Raw genomic sequence first — 23,900 nt, 5'->3', positions numbered from 1 at the left:
TTTAACTATTGGAGGAAACACTCATGACCAACGTATTAATTATTGGAGCCGGTGGACAAATTCCAGCGATTTTAATACCCCGTTTACAAGCAGAATCCGCTTTAAAGGTGACACTTTTTGGGCGCGATGCCGCTAGTTTACCTTATGACAATGTGACGAAGGTCTCCGGTGATGCGAGCCGGCTTGACGACTTAATCGAAGTCATGCAAAATCAAGATGCAATTTATATGAACTTTGATAATTTAGCAATTACTAAACTTGTGATTGAAGCAATGCATGAAACCGGCGTTAAACGGATTATCCAAGCCGGCGTCTTAAGTGTCTATGGCGAAGTGGCAGAACCTTTTGCCACTTGGAATAGCAAAATGATGGGTGGCTCAGTAGCGCAACATCGCGGGAATGAAGCCCTTGAAGCGAGTGATCTCGACTACACTTATATGCGCATGACTTGGTTGTATAATGCCAACCGAACTGATTATGTGGCTAGTCCTAAAGGTGAACCATTCTTAGGCGCTCAGATTAGTCGTTATGCTATCGCTCAATTCGTCGTTGATAATTTGACTGGTAAAAGAAATGATGTTCGTGCAAGTATTGGGTTATGGGAACCTGGATCAGAAAATAAAGTAAAACCAGATTTTTATTAGTCAGGAGGTCGTTATTTGAAAACATTAATCGTTTATTATTCGCGTACAGGTAATACACAGGCGGTTGCTGAGTTGATTCACGACCAAGTCGGCGGTGATTTAGTGGCGCTTGAAACGCAGGAAAAGCGGCCTACGAACTATCGCGCTGAAGTTGATCTGAATGCTCGTGAACAACTGGCAAATCAGTTACCAACATTAAAAACAACGATTCCAGATTTTGAAAAGTACGACCGCATCTTTATCGGCGCGCCAACATGGAATATGGCACTGCCCCAAGCAGTGATGACGTTTCTAGCAATGTACGATTTTACTGACAAAACAATCATCCCGTTTAATACGCACGGTGGTTACGGGGCCGGTCAAATGGTTACACAGATTAAGGCCGCTGTCGGTGATGCAGTCGTGTTACCAATCTTATCGATCGCCGGTGGAGAAGAAATTAACGGTCAGTTACTAGCAATTGAAGACACAGTTAAAGAAACCGTCGCTAAAGAAGTGACGGCTTGGTTACAAAAAATCGGCTAATCAGTATAAGACTGTCTCAGTTTAACGGGGCGGTCTTTTATTATGGCTCGAAAGAGGGTACTAAGAGATGAGAAAAGAAAATAAAGGGATTATTTTGGCAATTATCCTGATTAGTTATTTTATGATTTTATTGGATAATTCAATTATATTTACAGGGACGGTTAAAATTGCAGCGGAACTTAACTTGAGTCAAGCTGCCTTATCATGGGTATCGAATGCTTACTCACTAACGTTTGGTGGGTTATTACTATTAGGTGGTAGTATCGGTGACATTATTGGTCGTAAACGGATTTTTTCGATTGGCCTTGTCATCTTCGCCATCGGCTCATTATTGGTTGGTTTGGCTGGCAGTATGATGGTAATTGTTTTAGCCCGTGCATTTCAGGGGATTGGATCGGCCATTTTGGCACCAACATCCCTAGCACTATTGATGGATAGTTTTTCTGGTAAAGAACGAACGCGCGCAATCGTGGCATATGGTGCAACGTCTGGGATTGGTGCTAGCATTGGACTAGTCATTGGTGGTCTTTTCGCTAGCTTAATGTCATGGCGCGACGGCTTTTTCATCAATGTACCGATTGCCATTATCATGTTAATTTTAACGGCAAAATTTATTCCAACAGATCAAACAAGACAGTTAAAGAAGTTGGATATTGTGGGTTCAATTGCCTCAATTATTGGGATGACAGCACTTGTTTACAGTTTAGTCGGGGATCAAGGACGCTTAATCGCCTTGGTTGTAGCAGTTATTGCGATTGTAGGGTTTATCTGGCATGAAGCACGGACCAAACAACCCATGATGCCGCTACGGTTGTTCGCCAATCGTGAACGATTGGGTGGCTACATTGCGCGTTTCTTTTATCTGGGTGCGATGATGAGCATGTGGTTTTTAACACCGCAAATCATGCAAACGCAGCTTCACTTCACACCGCTGCAAGCTGGATTAGGTTTCTTTCCATTAACGATTGTTAGTTTTGTTGTGGCCGTCCAAGTCGCAAAATTAGCTGATCGTTTTGGTAATACGCAACTGTTGATTGTTGGGATTACACTCACAATTATTGGGATGTTTGCAATTAGCTTTTTCTCGGCACAAGTTGGTTATACAGTTGGAATTGCCTTACCAATGATATTAATGGGAATCGGGCAAGGCTTAACGCTGAGTCCTTTGACCGTGGCAGGTGTAGCGAATACATTACCCGAAGATTCAGGGGCTGCTTCAGGAGTCGTCAATATGGTGCATCAAATTGGCGGTTCCATTGGGATGGCATTGGTGGTCGCCGTTTCGGCAACGGTTAAGTCTCAACCCGCAAGCTATCATCTGGCAATGCTAACTGCTACAGCACTATTAATTGCAGCATTGATTGCCGTTATTGGATTGATTGTTCCAACTTTGAAAAAGATTGCTTAGAAATCGCAGTTAAGGTTAATTCTTTTGCGTATACTTTAGTGTTCTTATGGTTGGGATTGATGTGAGCGAACATCACAGTCACTGGTAGAAATTTGTTTATGCCACGTTTGAATAGCAGAGTGTGGATTGTAGCTATGCGTAGGAATCCGTTTTAAAAAATCACGTTTAATAAGATTATTTAAATAGGCTAGCCTATTTTTTTGCTTAAAAGTGGCTATGCTAAATTTGTACACTAAAAAGTAATACCGAGTGTGCCTATTTAGTGAAGTTATGCACTACCCATCAACTTTGAAGATAGTTAATCACTAAAACTTCGTAGCACTTTTCTTGCTCGAGTGCTAAAAAGTGTTATAATAGAACCATAAGCAAAATGATTAGGTTATTGATAAGATAGCCACTAGTCATTTAATGTTTAATATAATGGAGGTGCAGTTGTATGGCAAATATGTACGGAAATGATCCTTTTTTTAATAATGATATGGATGATATCTTCAATCAAGTTTTCAGAAGAATGGGTAATTCAGAGTCAGCGCGATATGTGATTAACGGACGAGAATTATCACCGGATGAGTTTGCTCAGTATCGGGCAACTGGTAAATTACCTAATCGAGAAAAAGAAATTGAAATTAAGCAAAATGGTGAACATGCTCTTAAAAAAGGTGGCATTCTTGAAAAATTAGGTCGGAACTTAACACAGGAAGCACGGGATGGTTTATTAGATCCTGTCATCGGCCGGTATAATGAAATCCAAGAAACAGCCGAAATATTAAGTCGCCGGACTAAAAATAATCCAATTCTAGTTGGTGATGCAGGTGTTGGGAAGACTGCAGTGGTTGAAGGATTAGCACAAGAAATTGTGGCTGGAAAAGTGCCTGAAACCATTAAAGATAAAGAAATCTACTCAATCGATTTGTCATCACTAGAAGCCGGGACACAATATCGGGGCTCGTTTGAAGAAAATATCAAAAATTTAATTAAAGAAGTAAAAGCAGCCGGGAACGTCATTCTCTTTTTCGATGAAATTCATCAGATTTTAGGGATAGGTTCAACCGGTGGCGAAGATGGCGGCAAAGGGTTAGCTGATATTATCAAGCCAGCTTTATCACGTGGTGAATTGACGGTCATCGGTGCGACAACGCAAGATGAATATCGCAATACTATTTTGAAAAATGCCGCGTTAGCAAGACGGTTTAACGATGTGCTGGTGAATGAACCTAGCGCAGCAGATACGGTTAAAATCTTGCAAGGAATTAAAGGTTTGTACGAAAAACACCATCACATTGAACTACCAGATGATGTTTTGAAAGCGGCTGTTGACTATTCTGTTCAATATATTCCACAACGGACGTTGCCAGATAAGGCAATCGATTTATTAGATATGACCGCCGCCCATTTAGCAGCTAAACGGCCAGAAACAGATAAAGCTAAATTGGCAGCTGAACTTAAACAGTTAGAAGTGGATAAAGCCGAAGCTGTCGAGGCGGAGAATTATCAAGCTGCTGAAGATTTAAAAGTAAGGATTGAGAAGATTAAGACGCAATTAGAAAATAATCATCAGCATGCGGCCGTAATGATTGCGACTGTTGATGATATTGCGCAATCTGTTGAAAGATTAACTGGGATTCCAGTTGCTAAAATGGGGAGCAATGATATTCAACGCTTGAAGAACTTAGGTCAACGGTTAAAAGATAAGGTCATTGGTCAAGATGAAGCTGTTGAAATGGTAGCACGCGCAATTCGCAGAAATCGGGCAGGTTTTTCTGAAGGCAACCAACCAATTGGCAGTTTCTTATTTGTTGGTCCAACTGGGGTTGGGAAAACTGAATTAGCAAAACAATTAGCCTTAGATATGTTTGGTAACAAAGAAGCGATTATCCGTTTGGATATGAGTGAATATGCTGACCGGACAGCCGTTTCTAAATTGATTGGGACGACAGCCGGCTATGTTGGCTATGACGATAATTCCAATACCTTAACCGAACGCGTTCGTCGTAACCCATATTCAATTGTCTTGTTTGATGAAATTGAAAAAGCTGATCCACAAGTTTTAACATTGTTACTACAAGTGATGGACGATGGTCGCTTAACGGATGGTCAAGGGAACGTGATCGACTTTAAGAACACGGTGATTATCGCGACATCTAATGCCGGTTTTGGTAATGAAAAATTAACCATGAACGACCAAGAAGATGCTAAGTTATTAGATAAGTTAGCACCATACTTCAGACCAGAATTCTTAAACCGGTTTAACGGGATTGTTGAATTTACGCATTTAACGAAAGCTGACTTGTCACAAATTGTGGATTTAATGTTAACCAACGTTGAACAAACATTAGCTAAAAAAGAATTAACCTTAGTTGTTTCAAAAGAAGCTAAGGATTGGTTGATGGAAGAAGGCTACGATGAGGCAATGGGGGCTCGTCCATTAAGACGGGTTATTGAACAACAAATCAGAGATAAGGTCACTGATTTTTACCTCGATCATGCAGATGTCAAAGACTTAAAGGCAGATTTAGTTGATGATCAGATTGTCATTCAAGCGGTCGACTCTGAAAACTAAAGATTGAAAATTTTTTACGGAAGAAGTCCTCAAGATGTTATCAAAGAATATTTCGAATAAGTTACGCCAAGCAACTGGTGTGAATGGCTTATTGTCCTTAATATTGGGTCTATTAATCCTGTTTTTACCCGGGCAATCAGCCATGGGTGTCACGGTGATGGTGGGTGTCGTTTTTATCATTATCGGGCTGTTCGACATCCTTTCTATTTTTAAAGAAGTTGATGAAAATACATGGGTTCGACTAGGGCACTTGCTCTTAGGCCTTTTGTATCTCATTGTTGGGATCTTTGTATGCGTTAATTTAGCTGCTAGCGCAACCTACTTATTCCTACTAGTCGGGATTTTTGTAGGAATCACGTGGTTGGTAGAAGGCTTTGTGGAATTGGGAACAGTGCGCTTAGCAGTTTCTAAGGGTTGGACGATATTCTCTGCAGTCTTGAGTATTGTTGCAGGGATAATTCTTCTGATGACACCGCTCTACGGGGCAGTTATGCTGTGGACGTTACTAGGCGCCATTTTGGTCGTCCTTGGTATCTTTAAAGTCGCGCATTACTTAGCTTGGCAAAAGTAAGGGGTTAGTATTTAGTGTAATTAGTAAAGACAAAGTTGGGTTGTAGGAGTTTAGTAATTTACTAGACTTCTACAACCCATTTTTAATTTGTTGAATTTATTTTTTGCAACTTAATTTGATAATTCAAGGCATAAAAAGGACTCCGAGAAAGTTAGATTTTGTCTAACTTTTTTAGAGCCCTTCAGACACTTGCTGCGGGGTTTTCATTAAGTTGGTTCAAAAAGACGTTTGCAAATGATGAAGATTTTACATCAGTCGTCGAAAGTGCCTCTAATTCTAATGTTGGCGCAAATAGTTTGCTATTTGCACCATATATTGTTGGTGAGCGGGCACCATATGCGGATGCCAATATTCGAGGAAGCTTTATTGGTATTGATGGTATTCAGCAGCGTCATGATTTTGTTCGAGCAGTTTTGGAAGGCATTGTTTTCTCATTTCGAGATTTAATGGATGAATTTGAAGCTAAAGGTAGTCAATTTGACACGGTAATTTCCATTGGTGGTGGGGCTAAAAGTGCATTATGGCAACAAATCCAAGCTAATATTTTTAATACTAAAGTGGTTTCTTTGAAGAACGAACAAGGACCCGGTCTCGGAGCTGCAATGTTAGCGACTGTTGGTCTTGGTTGGTTTGAAAACATTTCTGAGTGCACAAAAGTTTTTGTACACTTCAAAGAAGTCTTTTTGCCAAATCAGGAAAATGTGAAAAAGTATCAAAAGTTACATGAGATATACAAAAAGATTTACCCAAATACTAAAGAAATTACGCACGAGTTAGTTAATTATCGACGAAAATATACTGACCTTCCGATGATGACTTCGTCGGGGGCCGAGACTGATGAGCCTTTTTAATACTTAAAACTACCGCATTTTTAAAATGATATCACAAAATTCAGTATGGAAGATGGTTGTTTATGTTCAATTTAACCTTCGTAATGATTTTAATATAGCACTTACACATTCAGTCAATCATTAAAAATAAGATATCTTCCAATCAACGATTTGCACATTTTACTGTCCAACAACTAAATTTTTAACAATAATGACTAAGCAGGAGATTACGAGCAATATATTTATTGAAAAAATGAAATACTCAAGTAGCCTATTACTGTCCATAAAAAAGAATGGGATTACACTCCAAGAAAACGCATATAGCCAAATCGAAAGAGCACTCTTAGTTTGGTATAAAAGTCTAGTCAATCTAGGTGAGAGTATGGTTCTTAATGGTAGTAAATAAATAAAATATCCAAATAAGTTAATTAAAACTATTGTTCCAAGTATTAGAGGGAGATTTGCTCCATGCAAATAACTATCAGGTGTTCCATTAAATGAAAAATGATTAGGAATTGTACTTTTTAACGAATTACGCAATATTAGTACAATTAAAAATTGGATAGTTACATTTGCAGCATTGAACTTAAAAACCTTACTGTTCATCATGTTATACCTCTAAATCTTTCCGTGTTAGATTTTACAATACGTTAAATGCTAAAGTCTTTTTCTTATATCTTATCAGTATGTGGTAAATTTGTAATCTACCTCAACCATAATCGATAGTAATCACTATTCGAAACTTAAATCTATATTTGAATTTTAAATAAAATTATCAGTATATTTAATGTTATGTTTAAATCAAATTGTAATGATAAGGTGGTGATTTTTTTGAAAAAATTTCAAAATATATTTATGTTATTGATGATAGTCATATCCATAATGTCACCAGTCATTGCAGCAACAAATGTAAGTGCAGTTGCAACGACTTCTGGCACTTCTTCATCAAAGGTTACAAAAGTGGTTCAAGAAGCTGTTTCCAGCTCATTGCCGACGAAACAATCAAATAGTATTTTGCAACAAAGTACTTCAACTAATAATAGGCAATCGGTTAAACAGGATTCATTGTACGAACAGACTACTAGTAGTAAATCTCAATTGAAAACGTCTCCCTATACTGAGGCTCGCAATATGCTAACAGGCAATATTGGATCAGTTATCTGGACATTGGATCCTAATGTAGGCAATTTGCATTTTTCTAGCGGCATTTTTCCAGATAAACTACCAAATGACATTCCGTGGCGATTGAGGGGATGGGAACATCTTGGTGACATTAAGTCAGTAACATTTGGTGGCGAAATCCAGGCAAAAGATGTTACTGGACTCTTTGATGGTGGCGGGGTCGGGATACCTAATTTAACAACAGTTGAGGGGATGCCTTATCTGAAGGGTGTAACCCACTATGACAACTTCTTTAGCCGTGACAAAAATTTAACAAGTATTGATGCAACTGCGATAGATTTTTCCGAAACATTAACTGTTAATTCGATGTTTTTCAATTGTGATAAGCTACGTTCCGTTGGGGACACAACCAATTGGAATATTAGCAAAATCACGTCACTTGGAGGGTGGTTTATGGGGTGCACTAATTTATCCGATTTAAATACGACTAATTGGAATACCAGCCAAGTGACAAATATGTCCAATACATTCTTTGGATGTAGCGCATTACAAAAATTAGATGTAGCAAATTGGGATGTATCAAAGGTTACAACACTATCTAATACTTTCGCTTCCTCAGGAATTGTAAGTTTGAACGTTAAAAACTGGGATACAAGGCAAGTTGCTAATTTAAATGCGACTTTTTCTAATGATAAGAATTTAACGACATTGGATGTTTCTAATTGGGACACAGGTAACGTGACTGATTTGAATAGTACTTTTACGCAAGATTCAAAATTAACTGCGTTAAATGTCTCTAACTGGGACACGAAAAATGTAACCACTGTGAACAGTACATTTGCAAATTGCTCTAGTTTAAAACAATTGGATGTTAGTCAATGGAATACAAGCAATGTAACTACCCTAGATTCTACTTTCAGTTCTTGTCATGGAATAACCCAATTAGATGTTAGTAATTGGAAGACAGATAATGTTACTAACATGTACAGTTTGTTTGCAAATACAGGGGTTATTGAATTGAATATGGCTAACTGGAATACGGCTAAGGTTACTGATATGCGATATATGTTTTCAAGAATGACCAGCTTGGTCCGAGCTTACTTTACAAATTGGGACACAAGTCAAGTGACTGATATGAATTTAATGTTTAACGGTGACAAGGATTTATCGCATATTCGATTAGGACCAAAATTTAAATTTCTAGTGACAGATACTAGCCGGCCAGCACTGCCAAATCCTAGTACTGAGACACCTTATTACGGTAAGTGGCAACGGCATGATGTTACCGATAATCCAGTAGGTTATACTTATACATCTGCAGAGTTGATGGCACAATATGATGGCATCAAGGTGCCAGTTGGTGATTATTACTGGGCCATTTCTACGCCACCAACGATTGAGAAACTAGTTCGGAATGTGACGAATGATGGTTCCAGTTCGCCATTTAAAACAGAAACAACCGGTAAAACGGGGGACAAAATTCAATATCAGATTACTGTTACGCAACCGACCGGCCAAAAGCTTGATCGTGGCGCAGTCTTCCAAGATATATTGGATTATGCCCATTTATCATCCGCCGAGACCCTGTTAACGGTTAATTATTTATCCAATGGTATCTGGGGTGGTGCACAAGTCATTCCATTTGAACCCGATGGTAAAATTACGCTAGGGAAAACAGCAGAAGTTGGAATGACGGTACAATTTGTCATTACTACACGGATTAGTGATGATAGTACCACTCAAATTGATAATAGGATTACATTATTGAGTGGCAATTATGGTGCTGGTACGACTTCCAATACTGCAGTTGTGCATATTATTAAACCGACGACTCTGACTAAATCAGTTAAAAATGAAACGACTAAAACCGATTGGGCCGTTGAACAAGATGTTGGTCCAAATGATCAACTTGGCTTTAAATTAGATTATCAAAATACAACGGGGACAACGAACCATTCGATGGTTTTCAGAGACCCACTAAGAAATAATGAATTGACTTACAAACCTAATTCGTTAACCGTCACCTATCAAGATGGTACGACTGAAACAATTAGTGCTGCTGTAGAAGCACAATTTGTAAAGAATGGTGTTTTAACTTTGACTAGAGCGTTGGCAAGTAATGAATCTGTTTCAGTTACATTTTCTGCCATAGTTAATCCGTTAGTTACTACCGGCACAGTCTTACACAATTGTGCTACGATCAGTGCTGATAATGTTACTAAGCCAGTTATTTCAAATACAGTTGACATGAGGGTCACTAAAACTGAACACCAACTGACGATTCGGTATGTCGCTTTAGATGAAGATCTAAGTCAACCCAATGCTGAGCCCACCCGAATTGCCTCAATGGTTACTGCTAAAGGGCTGACCGGGAAGACCTTATCAACTGTGTTAGGCAATCAAAAAGTTGCTCCAAAGTTAATTGATGGTTATACAATTTATTCGGTCACTGAAGATAGTAATTTAAACAGTGCTAACTGGGAGAAGGCCTATCGTGACGACCCTCAATTTAGCGACCAAGATCGGATGATAACGTACGGTTATAAGAAAGCAATGTTGACAATTAATGCACCAGATAGTTGGAATTTTGGGGAATATAATACGAAGCAATCTGAACGAACGTATTATTTAAACAACAATCATGGACACCCCCAAACTGTCACGGTAATGGATAATTATGGCGTTCAAAATTGGGAACTACAATTGAGCCAAGCGCATCCGTTTATTGATGAATGTAACCATGAATTAACAGGTGCCAAATGGGAATTTTCGAATGGTAATGTTCAAACATTAGCGAATTCTGTTGCTAGTACTGTGACTACTAATATTGACCGCTTTACTTTGGCTCCTGGCGAACGGACAACGTTAATGACTATGACTAAAAGTGGTCATTTTCAAACTGACAATCCTGATACTAGTGATAGTAATAATCCGTATACCCAAGTTGGACGTGGCAGTTGGGCTTACCGGTTTGGTGACCAGCAAAGTGCAGATTACAGTATCGGTCTCAATGTACCAGTAACTACTAAACGATACGTTGGACGATATCATACCAAACTAACATGGTCATTATCAGTCGGGCCGTAAAAGAATTCTGATCGCAGAAGCATATTTTAACTTAATAGCCGCATTAATTGTTGAATTGGGTTACAAGTTATGTTTGTATAACATAACTTTCAGAGTGAAGACAAAATCTACCTGAAGAGCCCCAATAAGTTAGATATTAAAATCTAACTTATTGGGGCCCTTTTTATGACTTGAATTTACACTTTAAGTGCAACAAAAAAACTCATAATTAAAATCCTGTAAAATGGTGCTTATAAAGACAGCCACTGGAGGAAACTAATTATGAGTTCATACCATCATCTTACCATAGAAGAAAGAGAAAATATCTATATTATGAGACACGACGATCTCTCAATTAATAATATTGCTGACAAAATTCAAAGAAGTTCGGCAACAGTTTCGAGAGAACTGAAGCGAAATAAAACGATATACTCTCCTTCTAAAGCTCATAAACGTTATAAGAATTGTAAAATAAACTGCGGCCGTAAGGCCGTCTTAAGTAATGATGAGGTACTAAAAATTGTTAAACACTTATTCTTAGATTTTCAATAGTCGCCGGAAGAAATTTCTGCCAGGTTACGTTTAGAAAATTTCAATATCTCAATCAGCCCTACCACCATTTATAGAGGGATTTATGCGGGTTTATTTGATGAATCACCATTAGGCCGTGGTAATCGTGGGGTTATCAGACAGTTGCGGCATCGTGGTAAAACTAGGCATTCTAAAAACTTTAAAGAAACTCGTGGTAAGATTAGAATTACAAACTTAATCAATGAACGACCTGCAAAAGCCAATAATCGTCTAGAAATTGGACATTGGGAACCAGATACAGTGGCTGGTAAAACGGGTCGTTCTTGCGTCGTTACAATGGTCGATAGAAAGTTTAGATATACTTTAATTGGTAAAGCCAACAAAAAGAGCTCTGAACCAGTTACTCGAGCTATTACAAAATTATTAAAAGGATTACCTCAAAATAAGATAAAAACAATTACCCCGGATAGGGGTAAAGAGTTTTCAAAGAATAGTCAAATCACTAGCGAATTCAAGGCAGAATTTTATTTTCCCAATCCGCATGCCCCATGGCAAAGAGGTACAAGTGAGAATACAAATGGTTTAATTCGAGAATATTTACCTAAAACGGAGGATATGGATCCGCTGAATGATGCTTAAATTATAACGTAAAAGCGGTAGCCAAACGAATCTTACGATTCATTCGACTACCGCTTATTTTTGAGACTTATGTCACAGCCGCTTTTTTAGTTTAGAAAATTTCTATCAATGTTTATGGAAGATATACTTATATAATTTGTAAAATTAGTAGATACTTAGATTACGATTACTAAGTTATTTTATAAGTGGTACCAGTATCAATATTGACCTAATAGTGACGTCACTTATTTTTAGAATATTCATTTGAAACTTGATTTAACAGTAGCTGTAACTGGTAGCCCATTAACATCAATATCAGTTGTAGAACCGAAAATGCAACGACGAAAATCCAAAAATCAGATTGGTTCAAGATATTAAACACGCTTGAAATCGTTGTGTGCAATTGGTAGAAAACGTCCCAGGAGTTAATCCGTAAAAAGCGGCCAATATAAATGGCAACGGAGGAACAAACACTCAAAATACCGAAGGCCACGGTTTGATTAATGAGGCGTTGAGGGTTGGGGATAAACAGTGGGTAAAGGATGAAGAGACTTGTCAGTCCTAAGGTGACACCGATAAAAACTCCACCAGCTAAGATCGCGTATTCCACAAATTGGAAGGCGGTACTCAAGGCAACCCCAATGGATGACAGGTGACTGAAATCAGTAATCATATAGAGCGCGTTGGGGAAAAAGAGGAGCCAAATCGCTGCGATTAAGTAGCGCCAACGACTGGTTTTAAATAACCGACAAAGTAAACTCAGATCAAACGGTACTAGCGCTAAAATGATGTTCCAAATTAAGAAGGCAAACCGACTTTGATAGAGTAAAATCAACGCGAAAAAGAGCAGGATAATAGCATGAATCGTCAGAACTTTTTTGGACAAATGAAACACCTCCCGTTTTTTCTAAATATTAATAGTATAGCGTGAAATTAGCGTTTAAAACGTTAAACTTTAATTAAAAGCCAATTAATTATCAATATGTTATTTATTTTTTAAATGGTAATGTGTACAAGTCTCACTTACTCAACGGTTGATGGTAGCTGAAGAATTTACTGTATGGGTTTTAGGGAATCATCAAATTTTAGAAGAAGTTGCCGCTGATTTGGACGATGTTCGCATTATTGAGAGTGATCAAGGCGTAAGGGGGCACAAATGTTACCCAGAAGTTATACGCCACCAGATCGGTTTGTGCGAGCTGCTTATAGTCGACAATATATGCCAGAAGCCAATAACGTGTCTGAAGGTGTTAACCATATTTTGCATATCTTAGATAACGTCACAATTCCAAAAGGTGTTAATATCGGTTCAGGTGGCAGTTCAGATTATACCCAATATCAAGGCATCAGCGGGCTTAATAATTTAGCCATATTATATGGTCAATTATGATAACCGTCATGTTTATCAAACTAATTTAACCAGTGATCTTATCGAGAATCAAAAAGAACCGCTGATATATACTTTGCCACAAGGACAGTAAAATACACTGCTCAATTAATTAAAATAATTAAGCCGGTATCTGGGGAAATAATTATAGATATCGTTTTTTTGTGCGCGAATTATTATTGACAACATAGTTTTTTTTAAAAATTTAAATTGGCATTTGAATTTTAAATAATAATTACCACTTGTTAAATGATAAGGTGTTAATTGAATTATGGATTAATTAAATTGACAAGGGATGATTGAGGTGATACGTATTGAGGCTATTTAAATTATGCATGACTTTATTATTAATGTTAAACATGTTAGTGAGTTCGACAATGACGACTGAAGTGAATGCTGTTGAAGCGCCTGCTAATGCGTCATCGGAAACGATTACTAAAATAGCTCAGAATGCTATTTCTGGTTCGACACCAACTAAACAATCAAATAGTGTCATTCAAAAAAAGGCGGCTTCAAGTACGGAAACACAAACCATAACGCCAGCAACGTCAGAAAAAAAAGCGACGCTACTTGAAGCACCGCAGACTAAAAAAACTAGCCAACCCCAAAAGCAGCAACTTGATCAACGAGCAGGCACCAGTTTGGGAACAGTCACTTGGTATATCGATGATACAACGGCGACCTTACATTTATCAGGCGGTGTATTGCCGGATAAAGTGGCTAATGATACTACTAATACACCTTGGAATTTCCCTAACTCGCCTTATATTGCGCGAATCGCGCATATCAGCATTGACGGTGAAATCACAGCCAAAGATGTCTCCTATATGTTTTGGGGGTTGACCAACTTAACAACGGTTCAGGGGTTAGCTAATCTAAAAGGGGCCACTAATTTTACGATGTTATTTGCCAGTAACAGTGCGCTGCAATCAGTTGACGCGACTAACTTAGATTTTTCAAAAGTAACGGCAATGAGTTCGATGTTTAGTGATTGTGCCAACCTAGTATCTGTTGGCGACACAGCGAATTGGCAGCTCGGGCAAGTCACCACAATGGCGAGTTGCTTTAGAGGTGATAAAAAATTAAATCAGCTGAATAGTACGAATTGGGACACTGCTAATATTCAAAACATGAATAACACATTTTACAATTGTACGGCCTTAACGAACTTAGATGTTTCAAAATGGCAGACGACAAAGATGACTAATCTGGGGAGTACCTTTTCACAATCGGGCATTACTGTTTTAGATGTTTCAAATTGGGATACCAGTCACGTTACTAATTTAAGTAGTACTTTTCTGAATACTAGTATTGCCGAATTAGATGTTTCGAATTGGGATACAAGCCAAGTGACGACAATGGACAGAACTTTTTCAGGATGTGCTAATCTTAATACATTAGATGTTTCTAAGTGGCAAACTGCCAAAAATACATCTTTGTCTTACACGTTCAGTGGTGATCAGAAATTAACTCAATTAGATGTTTCTAAGTGGCAAACCGCTAATGTGACGAATATGGCTTCAACATTTTCCGGGACTGTCGGTGTTAAGACTTTAGCGGTTAAAGATTGGCAGACCACTAAAGTGACAACCATGGCGGGCATGTTTGCCAATAGTGGCGTTGATCAGTTAGAAATTGCTGATTGGGATACGAGCAACGTCAAAAGTATGCGATTAATGTTTGATGCGATGAAGTTAAGAACGCTTGATTATCCTGATTGGAATACCGCTAGTGTAACCGATATGAGTTATATGCTGCGTGGGATGACGAAATTAACAGATGCTTATTTCACGAATTGGGATACGAGTCATGTAACGAATATGGGCGGCATGTTTTTGAATGATCAACAATTAGCGCACCTGCGGTTGGGACCCAAATTTAAATTCTTAACGAGTACCTCAACCGGACCATCATTAGCAGAACCCAGCACTGAAACACCCTATTTTGGGAAGTGGCAACGACATGATGCGGCTGATAATCAAGTTGGGAATACCTATACATCAGCAGAATTAATGGCGCAGTATGATGGGACGACTGTTCCAACTGGTGATTATTATTGGGCCGTTGCAACGCCACCAACGATTACCAAGTTGGTACGCAATGTGACAGCCGATGGCAATAACGCCCCATTTAAGACGGCAACAACGGCTCAAATGGGTGACATAGTTGAATATCAAGTAAATATCACCCAGCCAAGTGGGCAAAAATTAGATCGGGGTGCAATCTTTGAAGATGTGCTTGATTCACATTTAAAACTGGATAGTAGTAAAGGCTTAATGATTGCGTATGCGACTGCCGGTAGTGATTTTGATATGTTCCAACTGATTAACTTTAATGATCAATGGCAATTTGCAACAGGGCAAACGATGGAAATTGGACAAAAGGCACAAGTCAAAATTAAGGCGACTGTGGCCGACGATGGTGTACCAGAAATCGATAATCTTTTCAAATTGGTTTCCGGGAGTTACGGTGCCGGTACCACTTCGAACACCGCCATCGTTCACGTTAAGAAACCATTGAAGCTAACTAAAGCGGTTAAAAATGAAACAACGAACACAAACTGGGCCATCAAACAGGATGTGAGTCCGGGTGATCAGGTTGGTTTTTCATTGGACTATCAAAATACGACAGGTACCACTAGCAACCAGGTAACTTTCAATGATCCGTTGGTCACTACTGAATTGACGTATCAAACGGGTTCACTTAAAGTGACCTATCAAGATGGGACGACTGAAACTGTCAGTGATGCGGCGCAAACGCAATTTGCAACGACCGGGAAATTAACGTTAACCAAATCGTTAGCGAATTATGAAGCCGTTAAGCTTAGTTTTTCAGCAGCGGTTAATCCGTTGGTTACTTCAGGAACGACTTTGCACAATAAGGCAACGGTGACTGCGGATAACGTTAGTCAACCAGTTACCTCGAATACAGTTGATATGAACGTGATCCAATCAGAGCATCAATTAACCATTCGGTATGTTGATTTAGATGAAGATCTTAGTCAACCTGCTAGTGCGGGGACTCAAATTGCCGCACCAATTACGGTGACTGGTAAGACTGGCACAGCTTTATCAGCCCTTTTACCAGGGCAGCAAGTCGCCCCTAAGGTGATTGATGGCTACACGATTTATTCAGTCAGTGAAGATCCAGATTTAAAACCGGAGAATTGGCAAAAAGCTTATCGCGATGATCCTCAAATTGGCGACCAGGATCGAATCATTACTTACGGTTATAAAAAGGCAATGTTATCGATTGATGCGCCTAGCAGTTGGGAATTTGGTGATTATAATAATAAACCCATGGACCGGACGTATTATTTAAATCATAATCAGGGCACGCCACAAGCAGTGACGGTCACTGATAATTATGGCGTTCAAAATTGGCAATTACAGGTTAGCCAAGCCAAACCGTTTGTTGATAGTGAACAACATGAGTTAACCGATGCAAAATGGGTCTTTTCAAATGGTAACGTTAAGACGTTATCGAACACTGATGCGGGAACGGTCACTAATAATAGTGAGCACTTCACATTGGCATCAGGCCAGAGTGCCACTTTAATGACAATGACTAAGAGCGGTCATTTCCAATCTGATTCACCGGATACCAGTGATCCCGACAATCCCTATACCCAAGTTGGACAAGGGCAGTGGGCTTATCGCTTTGGTGACGAAAAAAGTGCCGATTATAGTATTGGTTTAAATGTACCGGCAACTACTAAACGGTATACCGGTCATTATCGAACGAAATTGACGTGGTCACTATCAGTTGGCCCATAGTAACACTTGTTTCTTGGGAGGAACAATTAAATCAGAATAGCTTGGCAATTAAAAATAGGGTTGAGTGATAAAAATGCGATTAAGAAAATGGACAACAGGGTTAGCAGTCGGGCTGTTCGGCTGGCTATTATTGGCTAGCAACCAGCCGGTTTCAGCAGCACAGGAACACATCGATTTTGAAGTTGAAAAAGTTAAATCGAACCGCCAAGTGGATCAAGAAAATCGCTTTTTTGATTTAGGAATTGAACCGGGTAAAAAAGAAACCATTCAGGTTTTGGTTCATAATTTCAGTGATAAAAATATTAAAGTTCATTCAGAGATTGATAATAGTTTGACGCAACAAGGTGGGGGGATTATTTATCGCCCTACGAAAGATGGCATTATCAAAGAAACATCGCATACATTGGTGGATGTTGCTAAAGTTCATCGGGCCGATCGAGTGATTACGCTAGGCCCTAATGAGGTCAAAAAGGTCAGTGCGACGATTACGATGCCAGCTGAACAAACCAAAGGGATGATTTACGGCGCTTGGCATTTTATTGAATACGGTCAAAAAGAAACTGACAATCATTCGAATGTCTCCGGGAATTATGCCTACAATATGGGAATCGTTTTGCGCGGTAAGCCTTACGAGATTTACCCAGAGTTGAAATATCAAGGGGTCAACCCAACCGTCAGAAACGGGCATCCAGCGTTAGGGATTCAGTTGAATAATACGAAACCAATGGCCATCAAGAATGCCAAGGTGAAGGCGGTCGTTTATAAGAATGGCTTCTTTAAAGACAAGCGTGTTTATGAAACAGACAGCGTTGATGTTGCACCTAATTCGCAGTGGACTGTGCCAATTTCATGGGCGTTCGATCGATTGAAACCCGGTCGTTATAACATTTCCATCAGTGTTAAAGGTAATAGTTATTGGAACCAATTACCAATGAGTTGGCACTTTAGAAAGAAAATTACGATTAATCAACAACAAGCCGATAAGATTAATCAAGCTTCAGTGAAGAAACCCGTTAATAAATGGGCGTATGTCGCGACTGCTAGTGGCGTTTTGATGCTGGTTTCATTCTGGTTTGTCTATCGGGTATTGAAATTAACAAGGGGGCTTTAAACGTGCAGCACTTAATTACAAAATGGGGCCCTAAAAAGGCTCGCTTGGCGACCTTCATAGTCTCAGGGGGCTTAACAATTTGGTTTGTACTGACCCTCTATCTTGCCATTAAATTTTATTTAGACTTACAAAAAATCACGATTATTACAATGTAACAAGTTACGGGGGATGGGTGGGCAGCGAAAGAAAATATAGTTAAAAAGGGAGGAATTTCACATGAAATTCACAAAATTAACAAGCACAGTTTTAACAGCATCAACATTATTAGCAATTCTAGCACCTGCAACAATCGCTAGCGCTGCAACACCTAAAGACGACGCAGCAGCTAATGGTGGTACTAAGTTACCAATGCCTGACACAACCGATGCCGGCATCTCATTTGGCGATACACATGATAACGGCAATTCAGGCTACTTAAGATTGCAAATGGTACCAAAGACATTGGATTTTGGGAACCATGCTAAATATGTTGCAGCACATTCAAATTTTGATGCAAATGGTGCCAACTTAGGCGTTGTTGGCAACGATACACATGCTTCATTTGACCAACAAGATAGCAATAAAACAGAAACCTTAACAACGAGTGACGATGAGTTAAAAGCGGTTCAAGGGACTGCTTGGGTAACAGTTGTTGATAAACAAGTTGAAAACCCAGAATTAGCTGCTGCTACGCCAAAGGCTAATACAGCTGGTGACTGGGTGTTAACTGTTTCGGCTGATGGCAAGGGCTTAAAAGCCGGCGGACACACAATTGCAGACGCTAACTTAGTATTTGGTAATACAAAATACGCTCGGACAGCTGATATCTATGGTTTAACAAACCAAGATCAAGATAATGATGGTTATACAGCCGCTGGTACAACAGATGCAACATACGCAAAATCAGTTAGCTTGAACTTAAGTACACCAAATGAAGAAAAACCAGTCGGATCAGCTGCTAAAGATGCTGGTGATGGTGCTAACGTCTTTGGGTGGAACCCAAGTGATATTCGTTTAGCATTAAACGGTTCAAACGATGTGGCAACTGGTGAATATCACGCTGGTTTAACATGGACACTAAACTCAACAATCTAAGCTGACATATCAATTAAAGCATCATGAAACCAGGCTATGTTTGGGAGATAGCTTGGTTTTATACATAAGTGATTAGAAAGGAAGGCTGATATGTTTAAACGTTTGAATGGGTTGTGGGTTTGCTTATTAGTCGGTTTATTAACCGTTCAAACGAGCAATTCAGTCTTCGCTAAGAGTGATGGCATGGCGATCCCGTCTGAGCCGAGGGCGACGTTCATGTTAAGACCAGAATTACCTAAGGATAATCTGGGTGGCAAGCAGTTGGGGTACTTTAATTTGAAATTGAAGCGTGGGCAACAACGCACCGTATTTTTAAAAGTCTTTAACCCAACCGCCCAACCGTTGACGATTTATGGTCGCGTCAAAGATGTAACAACTAACGATAATGCGACGGTTGATTATCTGGGGGCCAATCCGATTGATCGGCACTTATTAAAACAGCCAGGGAGTCAATTAGTTAAAGTACCACGAGCAACAAAATTACAACCAAACGAAACAAAACGATTAAAGGTTACGATTCAAGCTCCTACCAAGGGTTTTAAAGGACAAAAAGCGACGGCGATTAATTTAAGCACGAATCAGTTGGCAAAACACAATGCTGTTGAAAATCATTACGTTTATGCGATTGCCTTAATCTTAAATGGACGACAATTAACGGTCAAAGACCGGCAACCGCTACGTTCGACTGACATTAAGACGCGTTTTGTGAAACAAAAGCGGGCGGCGATTAGTGTTGCGATTGCCAACCCGAACCCAGCTTATCTGAAGTCGGCGACCATTAAAGTTGATTTACAAAATCAACGTTGGTCGTTGATTCATTATCAGGATAAGAAATCAAACCGTAAAATTGCACCGAATTCTCGCTTCTATGAAGATGTTCCACTAGGTGGCAAGCGGTTAGTAGCAGGCGTTTATCGGATGACGCTAACAATTAAAACGGCGCATCAGCAACAGATTATTCATAAGAATGTCGCAATTAGTAAGGGCCAGGCTCGCTACATCAACCAAAATAACGATCAATATATAAAGTATCGGAATTTACTATTATTGGGTGGTTTTGTGATGGTCTTAATGGGTGTTGTCGGTGGGTATCGAATTTTGAAAGGAAAGCATAAGAAGAGAGATGAGCACGATGATTGAGAGTGAACGAAATCAATATTTAGAAGGCTACCAATTATTAACAAGGTTAGAAAATGGTTTAAATACGATTGCTAAACGGCATGGTGTGAGCTTCAGCCAGTACTTAATTATGAAACAAATTATTGAAAATAATTGTAATGAACCGTCATTGTTGGCACAAGCCTTTGCCATTTCGAGACCAGCGATGTCTCGAAAACTAACAGTCCTATTCCGTAGTGGCAAAATCGTAAAATTATATAATCTTAAAGATGAAGACCAAAGGGTAACGAGTTTGCAAGTTACTGCAGACGGCAAAGCTATTGTCACTGCTTTAAATAATGAATATGACGCTATATTATTACCTTACAGTCAAAAGAGTGATGCCTTGATGGCGCAATTCATCGCCATTTCCAATCAGATATTAAGAAAATAATTAATGAAGTATGAGAAAACTTCATAAAACAATAATTTACTCGATTAAATTACTGGTGTAAAATATTAATGGCATATTAAGGAGTGGAGGGACCGAGTTGTATCGAAAAAAATGGCTTAATAAAATATTAGTATTAGGATTAACGTTATTTTTCGTAGGATCAGGTTTGGCATGGGAAGTTACTCAGAGCGATGCTACAGAGGCCACTGATAACAGTGTCGCAACTACTAGTCAGTCAGGTAGTAACACTAATAGTGTCGCAAGTCGCGAATCAAGCGATACACTCGATTCAGAAACAACTAAGATTGCGCCTGAAACAAAAGGTGAATCGACCAATCCTGTTAAAGTCGTACCGCCATTGACCAAGGCCCAACCGCAAGTGACACAAAAGGTGGCGCGCGCAGTAACGACTTATAAAATCCAAGATTTGATTGATCAAGGGGTCATTAAAACGACTGTTACTTGGGATATTTATAGTCAATCAGAAGACGATGTTTCTCAGGGCTATACAGGGACCTATTATCCTAAGGCAATTAAATTTTCGGTATTACCTAATGATGTGTTACAACCCGGGGATACGATCAGTTTCAGTGTCCTTAGATATACTGGGAAATTAAGTGGTCAGGGACCGGTTACGATGGCCAGTGTCTCATTAGCGGGACTAGGGCAATATGATGGTAAGTCATTGGTATTGGGGAGTGAATATGTTCCCGATAAAGCGGTCGATGTATCGAGTGACTTGCCTAAGAGTTCAGGTGGGGTGGCAACTTTAACAAATGAAGCAACGCCTGATTACACGGCGGCTTATGCCGGCAGTACGATTAATGGGACGAAATCATCGGTGACGGTCATTCCGGCCACGCATTTTAACGGTTTTCAAGTGACTAATGCGGCAGTTGGTTCTGACAAAAAAGGGACATTAACCTTAAGTGGTTATACAAAAGACCAAACCTACTTCCAGTCAGCCTTAGATGGCACGCCTAACCTCAAAGGCGTCCCAACGGCTAATTACGTCCGGATTTATCGCATTGATAAAGATTCAGCACAAAATATTAATAAAGTCAGCTTTGATTTAAAAACTTACATGCCAGCGTTAATGCCGGATGGGCAACATATGGCTGCCAAGGCGGGGACAACTGGGCCGATGCTCTTCATTAAAGCCCCTGCAGCTGTGCCGATTAATAACAGCGGCAGTGTCGCTGCCGATGCGACCGACGATGAGATTATCGCTAAAACATCGCCGCAAACCTATGGTGTTTTGCATAATTCGGATGGTAGTATGACCCTGTATTTAAATTATGGTAATTTGACGCGACCTTACGAGTTACCGGTTGATACGATCACCAAAGGGGTTATGAATAATTCTTGGGATGGGACCCAAGAGGGATTAGATTATGCGCTCAACCGGCTATCGAATAATAATTATTCGGCCTTGGCGACCTCAACTTATTTCACAATGAATATTAGTTTTAATGATCCAAGTATCGAAAATACGGTCCAAGCAACGTACAAAGATACACTTAATAATACAGAAACGATTAATCAACCATCATCACCACCCAGTGCTTCAACCGATGGGCAAACCACAATCAAGGTGCATTATGCTGATCAAAATGGTAAATACATCAAACCAATTGAAACCCATTATGGTTGGCCGGATACAGACAAATTACAAATCACAACGCAAGATTTAACAATTCCTGGTTATACGTTAGATAAGTCGAATCTGCCCAAAGATGCTGATCCAGATACTGGTGCGCTCACTTTAAGTTATCCAAAAGAAGCGGGTAAAGTTGATGATATTTTGTATCGTTTTATTCAAAATAAACAAAAAATTGACGTCACCTATATCGACGACACAACAGGGAATCAATTAGCGACTGATACGATGTCGGGCGTTGTTGATGAAAATTCAAAATACAATACACAAACGAAATTAGCAGCTTATGAAAAACAAGGTTATCAATTAGTGAGTGATGAAACCAATGGTGCAACACTACTGTTTAGCGACCAAGACCAGTCCTTTACAGTGCACTTAAAACATGCGATTAAAGCGGCCCCGGATGAAAGCAAGCAAGTCAAACGAACGATTCATTACCGCTACCAATCTGATAAGCAAGCGGCCCCAGATGTGGTTGATAAAATAACCTTTACAAGACATGATCAGATTGACCAAGTTACCAACCAATCGATTGGTTTTACGAAGTGGGTCGCAACAGAAGGGACAACGATGTTTGCAAAACAGACGAGTCCGGTGATTAAAGGTTATACTGCCGATCAATTAACCGTTCCGGCGGTTGAAAATATTAATCAAGATTCAGCCGATATTACGACGACGGTCACTTACACAGGACAAGCGCAAAAAGCCACGGTTACTTATCAACGAAGCGATAATCAGACCGTCATTCAAGTCGATCAATTAACCGGCGTCAGTGGCCAAATCAGTGATTATCGAACCGACGCTACTTTAGCAGCCTTAGCGGATAAGGGCTATACCGTTGCCGATAATCCATATCCGAGCGATGGCTTAGTATTTGATGATGATGTGGCTGTCGATCAGAACGTGACGGTGTTACTGAATTACAATCCGTATTATAACCGAGTCTATTTTAAATCAGTGCCTAGTGAGATGGACTTTGGCCAACATGCTTTGGCAAGTATGACTGAAAGTTATCAACCAACAGTCAATCAAGCATTAAGCATCCAAGATGAACGCGCACTAGGATCGAAGTGGACTTTGAAAGCAGCACTCGTACAACCTTTTACAGGTGATACGCAAAAAGCACCGCTAGAAGGCGACTTAACTTACCAGCGTGCCAACCAATTACCAACGATGATTACGGCGCAATCAACGATTATTGCGACGACTACAACGACGAGTCATGATCCGGTTGATATTTCCGGGCAATGGCAGAATCAATTAGGGCCGCAATTAGTCGTGCCAGTCGGCGGTGCTTTAATCGATCAATACGCGGCTCAAGTCGAATGGACGTTGGAAGATGGTGTTGCTAACGAATAATTTTCGGAAATTCAAATGCTAATTTAAATTAGAAAAAAAATTAAGAAAAGCACTTATGCTATAGTGTCATTAAGGTTAATGATTGCGATAGTCAAAAGTTGAGTTG

17 protein-coding genes and 1 pseudogene are annotated in these 23,900 nt (G+C 39.6%); 17 read left to right on the top strand and 1 reads right to left on the bottom strand.

The features are described 5' to 3' along the window. Nucleotides 1-23 precede the first annotated feature (23 nt). From ACPBEH_RS06695 to ACPBEH_RS06655, 9 genes and pseudogenes are all read left to right on the top strand, one after another. Complete coding sequence (locus tag ACPBEH_RS06695; protein WP_424348666.1) at nucleotides 24-644, top strand: NAD(P)H-binding protein; 621 nt, start codon at nucleotides 24-26, stop codon at nucleotides 642-644. 15 nt (nucleotides 645-659) lie between these two features. Continuing rightward, on the top strand, nucleotides 660-1,169 hold the full coding sequence (locus ACPBEH_RS06690; RefSeq protein ID WP_424348665.1) for a flavodoxin: 510 nt from the start codon (nucleotides 660-662) through the stop codon (nucleotides 1,167-1,169). A gap of 67 nt (nucleotides 1,170-1,236) precedes the next feature. Then, nucleotides 1,237-2,577, top strand: a complete 1,341-nt coding sequence (locus ACPBEH_RS06685; protein WP_424348664.1) for an MFS transporter — start codon at nucleotides 1,237-1,239, stop codon at nucleotides 2,575-2,577. Between the two features lie 436 nt (nucleotides 2,578-3,013). Beyond that, nucleotides 3,014-5,137 carry an AAA family ATPase gene (locus tag ACPBEH_RS06680; protein WP_424348662.1) on the top strand — a complete coding sequence of 708 codons (2,124 nt, stop codon included), beginning with the start codon at nucleotides 3,014-3,016 and terminating at the stop codon, nucleotides 5,135-5,137. Between the two features lie 34 nt (nucleotides 5,138-5,171). Continuing rightward, a complete protein-coding gene (locus tag ACPBEH_RS06675; RefSeq protein ID WP_016264496.1) occupies nucleotides 5,172-5,708 on the top strand; it encodes a DUF308 domain-containing protein in 537 nt (178 codons plus the stop codon). 182 nt (nucleotides 5,709-5,890) lie between these two features. Further along, nucleotides 5,891-6,559, top strand: a pseudogene (locus ACPBEH_RS06670) (FGGY-family carbohydrate kinase); the annotation flags it as partial. A gap of 810 nt (nucleotides 6,560-7,369) precedes the next feature. Beyond that, entirely contained in the window at nucleotides 7,370-10,747 is a 3,378-nt protein-coding gene (locus tag ACPBEH_RS06665; protein WP_424348661.1) for a BspA family leucine-rich repeat surface protein, read from the top strand. A 261-nt stretch (nucleotides 10,748-11,008) separates the two neighbouring features. Continuing rightward, the gene (locus tag ACPBEH_RS06660; RefSeq protein ID WP_424348660.1) at nucleotides 11,009-11,278 is read left to right on the top strand and encodes a helix-turn-helix domain-containing protein; all 270 of its coding nucleotides are present in this window, start codon (nucleotides 11,009-11,011) and stop codon (nucleotides 11,276-11,278) included. 12 nt (nucleotides 11,279-11,290) lie between these two features. After that, nucleotides 11,291-11,896, top strand: a complete 606-nt coding sequence (locus tag ACPBEH_RS06655; RefSeq protein WP_424350059.1) for an IS30 family transposase — start codon at nucleotides 11,291-11,293, stop codon at nucleotides 11,894-11,896. A 220-nt stretch (nucleotides 11,897-12,116) separates the two neighbouring features. Here the strand turns inward: ACPBEH_RS06655 and ACPBEH_RS06650 are convergent, their stop codons facing one another. After that, the gene (locus ACPBEH_RS06650) at nucleotides 12,117-12,761 is read right to left on the bottom strand and encodes a DUF1361 domain-containing protein (protein WP_424348659.1); all 645 of its coding nucleotides are present in this window, start codon (nucleotides 12,759-12,761) and stop codon (nucleotides 12,117-12,119) included. Nucleotides 12,762-13,031: 270 nt separating this feature from the next. On the opposite strand from ACPBEH_RS06650, the gene ACPBEH_RS06645 reads away from it, so the two are divergent. The 8 genes from ACPBEH_RS06645 to ACPBEH_RS06610 all read left to right on the top strand — a co-directional run bounded on the left by ACPBEH_RS06645 (nucleotide 13,032) and on the right by ACPBEH_RS06610 (nucleotide 23,794). Beyond that, nucleotides 13,032-13,265 carry a linear amide C-N hydrolase gene (locus ACPBEH_RS06645; RefSeq protein WP_424348658.1) on the top strand — a complete coding sequence of 78 codons (234 nt, stop codon included), beginning with the start codon at nucleotides 13,032-13,034 and terminating at the stop codon, nucleotides 13,263-13,265. A 347-nt stretch (nucleotides 13,266-13,612) separates the two neighbouring features. Further along, nucleotides 13,613-17,038: a BspA family leucine-rich repeat surface protein gene (locus ACPBEH_RS06640; protein WP_424348657.1), complete on the top strand. Its 3,426-nt coding sequence runs from the start codon at nucleotides 13,613-13,615 to the stop codon at nucleotides 17,036-17,038. A 73-nt stretch (nucleotides 17,039-17,111) separates the two neighbouring features. Then, on the top strand, nucleotides 17,112-18,149 hold the full coding sequence (locus tag ACPBEH_RS06635) for a DUF916 and DUF3324 domain-containing protein (RefSeq protein WP_424348656.1): 1,038 nt from the start codon (nucleotides 17,112-17,114) through the stop codon (nucleotides 18,147-18,149). A gap of 2 nt (nucleotides 18,150-18,151) precedes the next feature. Further along, nucleotides 18,152-18,304 (top strand): hypothetical protein, encoded by a 153-nt coding sequence (locus ACPBEH_RS06630; protein WP_011373924.1) that lies wholly within the window; start codon nucleotides 18,152-18,154, stop codon nucleotides 18,302-18,304. A gap of 61 nt (nucleotides 18,305-18,365) precedes the next feature. Continuing rightward, a complete protein-coding gene (locus ACPBEH_RS06625) occupies nucleotides 18,366-19,223 on the top strand; it encodes a WxL domain-containing protein (RefSeq protein ID WP_424348655.1) in 858 nt (285 codons plus the stop codon). A gap of 90 nt (nucleotides 19,224-19,313) precedes the next feature. Then, on the top strand, nucleotides 19,314-20,363 hold the full coding sequence (locus ACPBEH_RS06620) for a WxL protein peptidoglycan domain-containing protein (protein ID WP_424348654.1): 1,050 nt from the start codon (nucleotides 19,314-19,316) through the stop codon (nucleotides 20,361-20,363). After that, on the top strand, nucleotides 20,356-20,775 hold the full coding sequence (locus tag ACPBEH_RS06615) for a hypothetical protein (protein WP_280103028.1): 420 nt from the start codon (nucleotides 20,356-20,358) through the stop codon (nucleotides 20,773-20,775). Before ACPBEH_RS06620 ends, ACPBEH_RS06615 begins: the two co-directional genes overlap by 8 nt. 97 nt (nucleotides 20,776-20,872) lie before the next feature. Continuing rightward, nucleotides 20,873-23,794: a mucin-binding protein gene (locus ACPBEH_RS06610; protein ID WP_424348653.1), complete on the top strand. Its 2,922-nt coding sequence runs from the start codon at nucleotides 20,873-20,875 to the stop codon at nucleotides 23,792-23,794. The last annotated feature ends 106 nt before the right edge of the window (nucleotides 23,795-23,900 follow it).

The organism is Latilactobacillus parasakei (assembly GCF_049674265.1).
In the GTDB taxonomy this organism is placed as follows: Bacteria; Bacillota; Bacilli; order Lactobacillales; family Lactobacillaceae; genus Latilactobacillus; species Latilactobacillus sakei.
The sequence above is the reverse complement of the archived record's forward strand: the minus strand, read 5'-3'. Positions and strand labels throughout refer to the sequence as shown.

Coding starts and splice junctions, on each gene's coding strand:
- ACPBEH_RS06675 (WP_016264496.1), top strand. CDS start 5,172: ATGTTATCAAAGAATATTTCGAATAAGTTACGCCAAGCAACTGGTGTG.
- ACPBEH_RS06685 (WP_424348664.1), top strand. CDS start 1,237: ATGAGAAAAGAAAATAAAGGGATTATTTTGGCAATTATCCTGATTAGT.
- ACPBEH_RS06645 (WP_424348658.1), top strand. CDS start 13,032: ATGTTACCCAGAAGTTATACGCCACCAGATCGGTTTGTGCGAGCTGCT.
- ACPBEH_RS06625 (WP_424348655.1), top strand. CDS start 18,366: ATGAAATTCACAAAATTAACAAGCACAGTTTTAACAGCATCAACATTA.
- ACPBEH_RS06660 (WP_424348660.1), top strand. CDS start 11,009: ATGAGTTCATACCATCATCTTACCATAGAAGAAAGAGAAAATATCTAT.
- ACPBEH_RS06640 (WP_424348657.1), top strand. CDS start 13,613: ATGTTAAACATGTTAGTGAGTTCGACAATGACGACTGAAGTGAATGCT.
- ACPBEH_RS06615 (WP_280103028.1), top strand. CDS start 20,356: ATGATTGAGAGTGAACGAAATCAATATTTAGAAGGCTACCAATTATTA.
- ACPBEH_RS06695 (WP_424348666.1), top strand. CDS start 24: ATGACCAACGTATTAATTATTGGAGCCGGTGGACAAATTCCAGCGATT.
- ACPBEH_RS06680 (WP_424348662.1), top strand. CDS start 3,014: ATGGCAAATATGTACGGAAATGATCCTTTTTTTAATAATGATATGGAT.
- ACPBEH_RS06620 (WP_424348654.1), top strand. CDS start 19,314: ATGTTTAAACGTTTGAATGGGTTGTGGGTTTGCTTATTAGTCGGTTTA.
- ACPBEH_RS06635 (WP_424348656.1), top strand. CDS start 17,112: ATGCGATTAAGAAAATGGACAACAGGGTTAGCAGTCGGGCTGTTCGGC.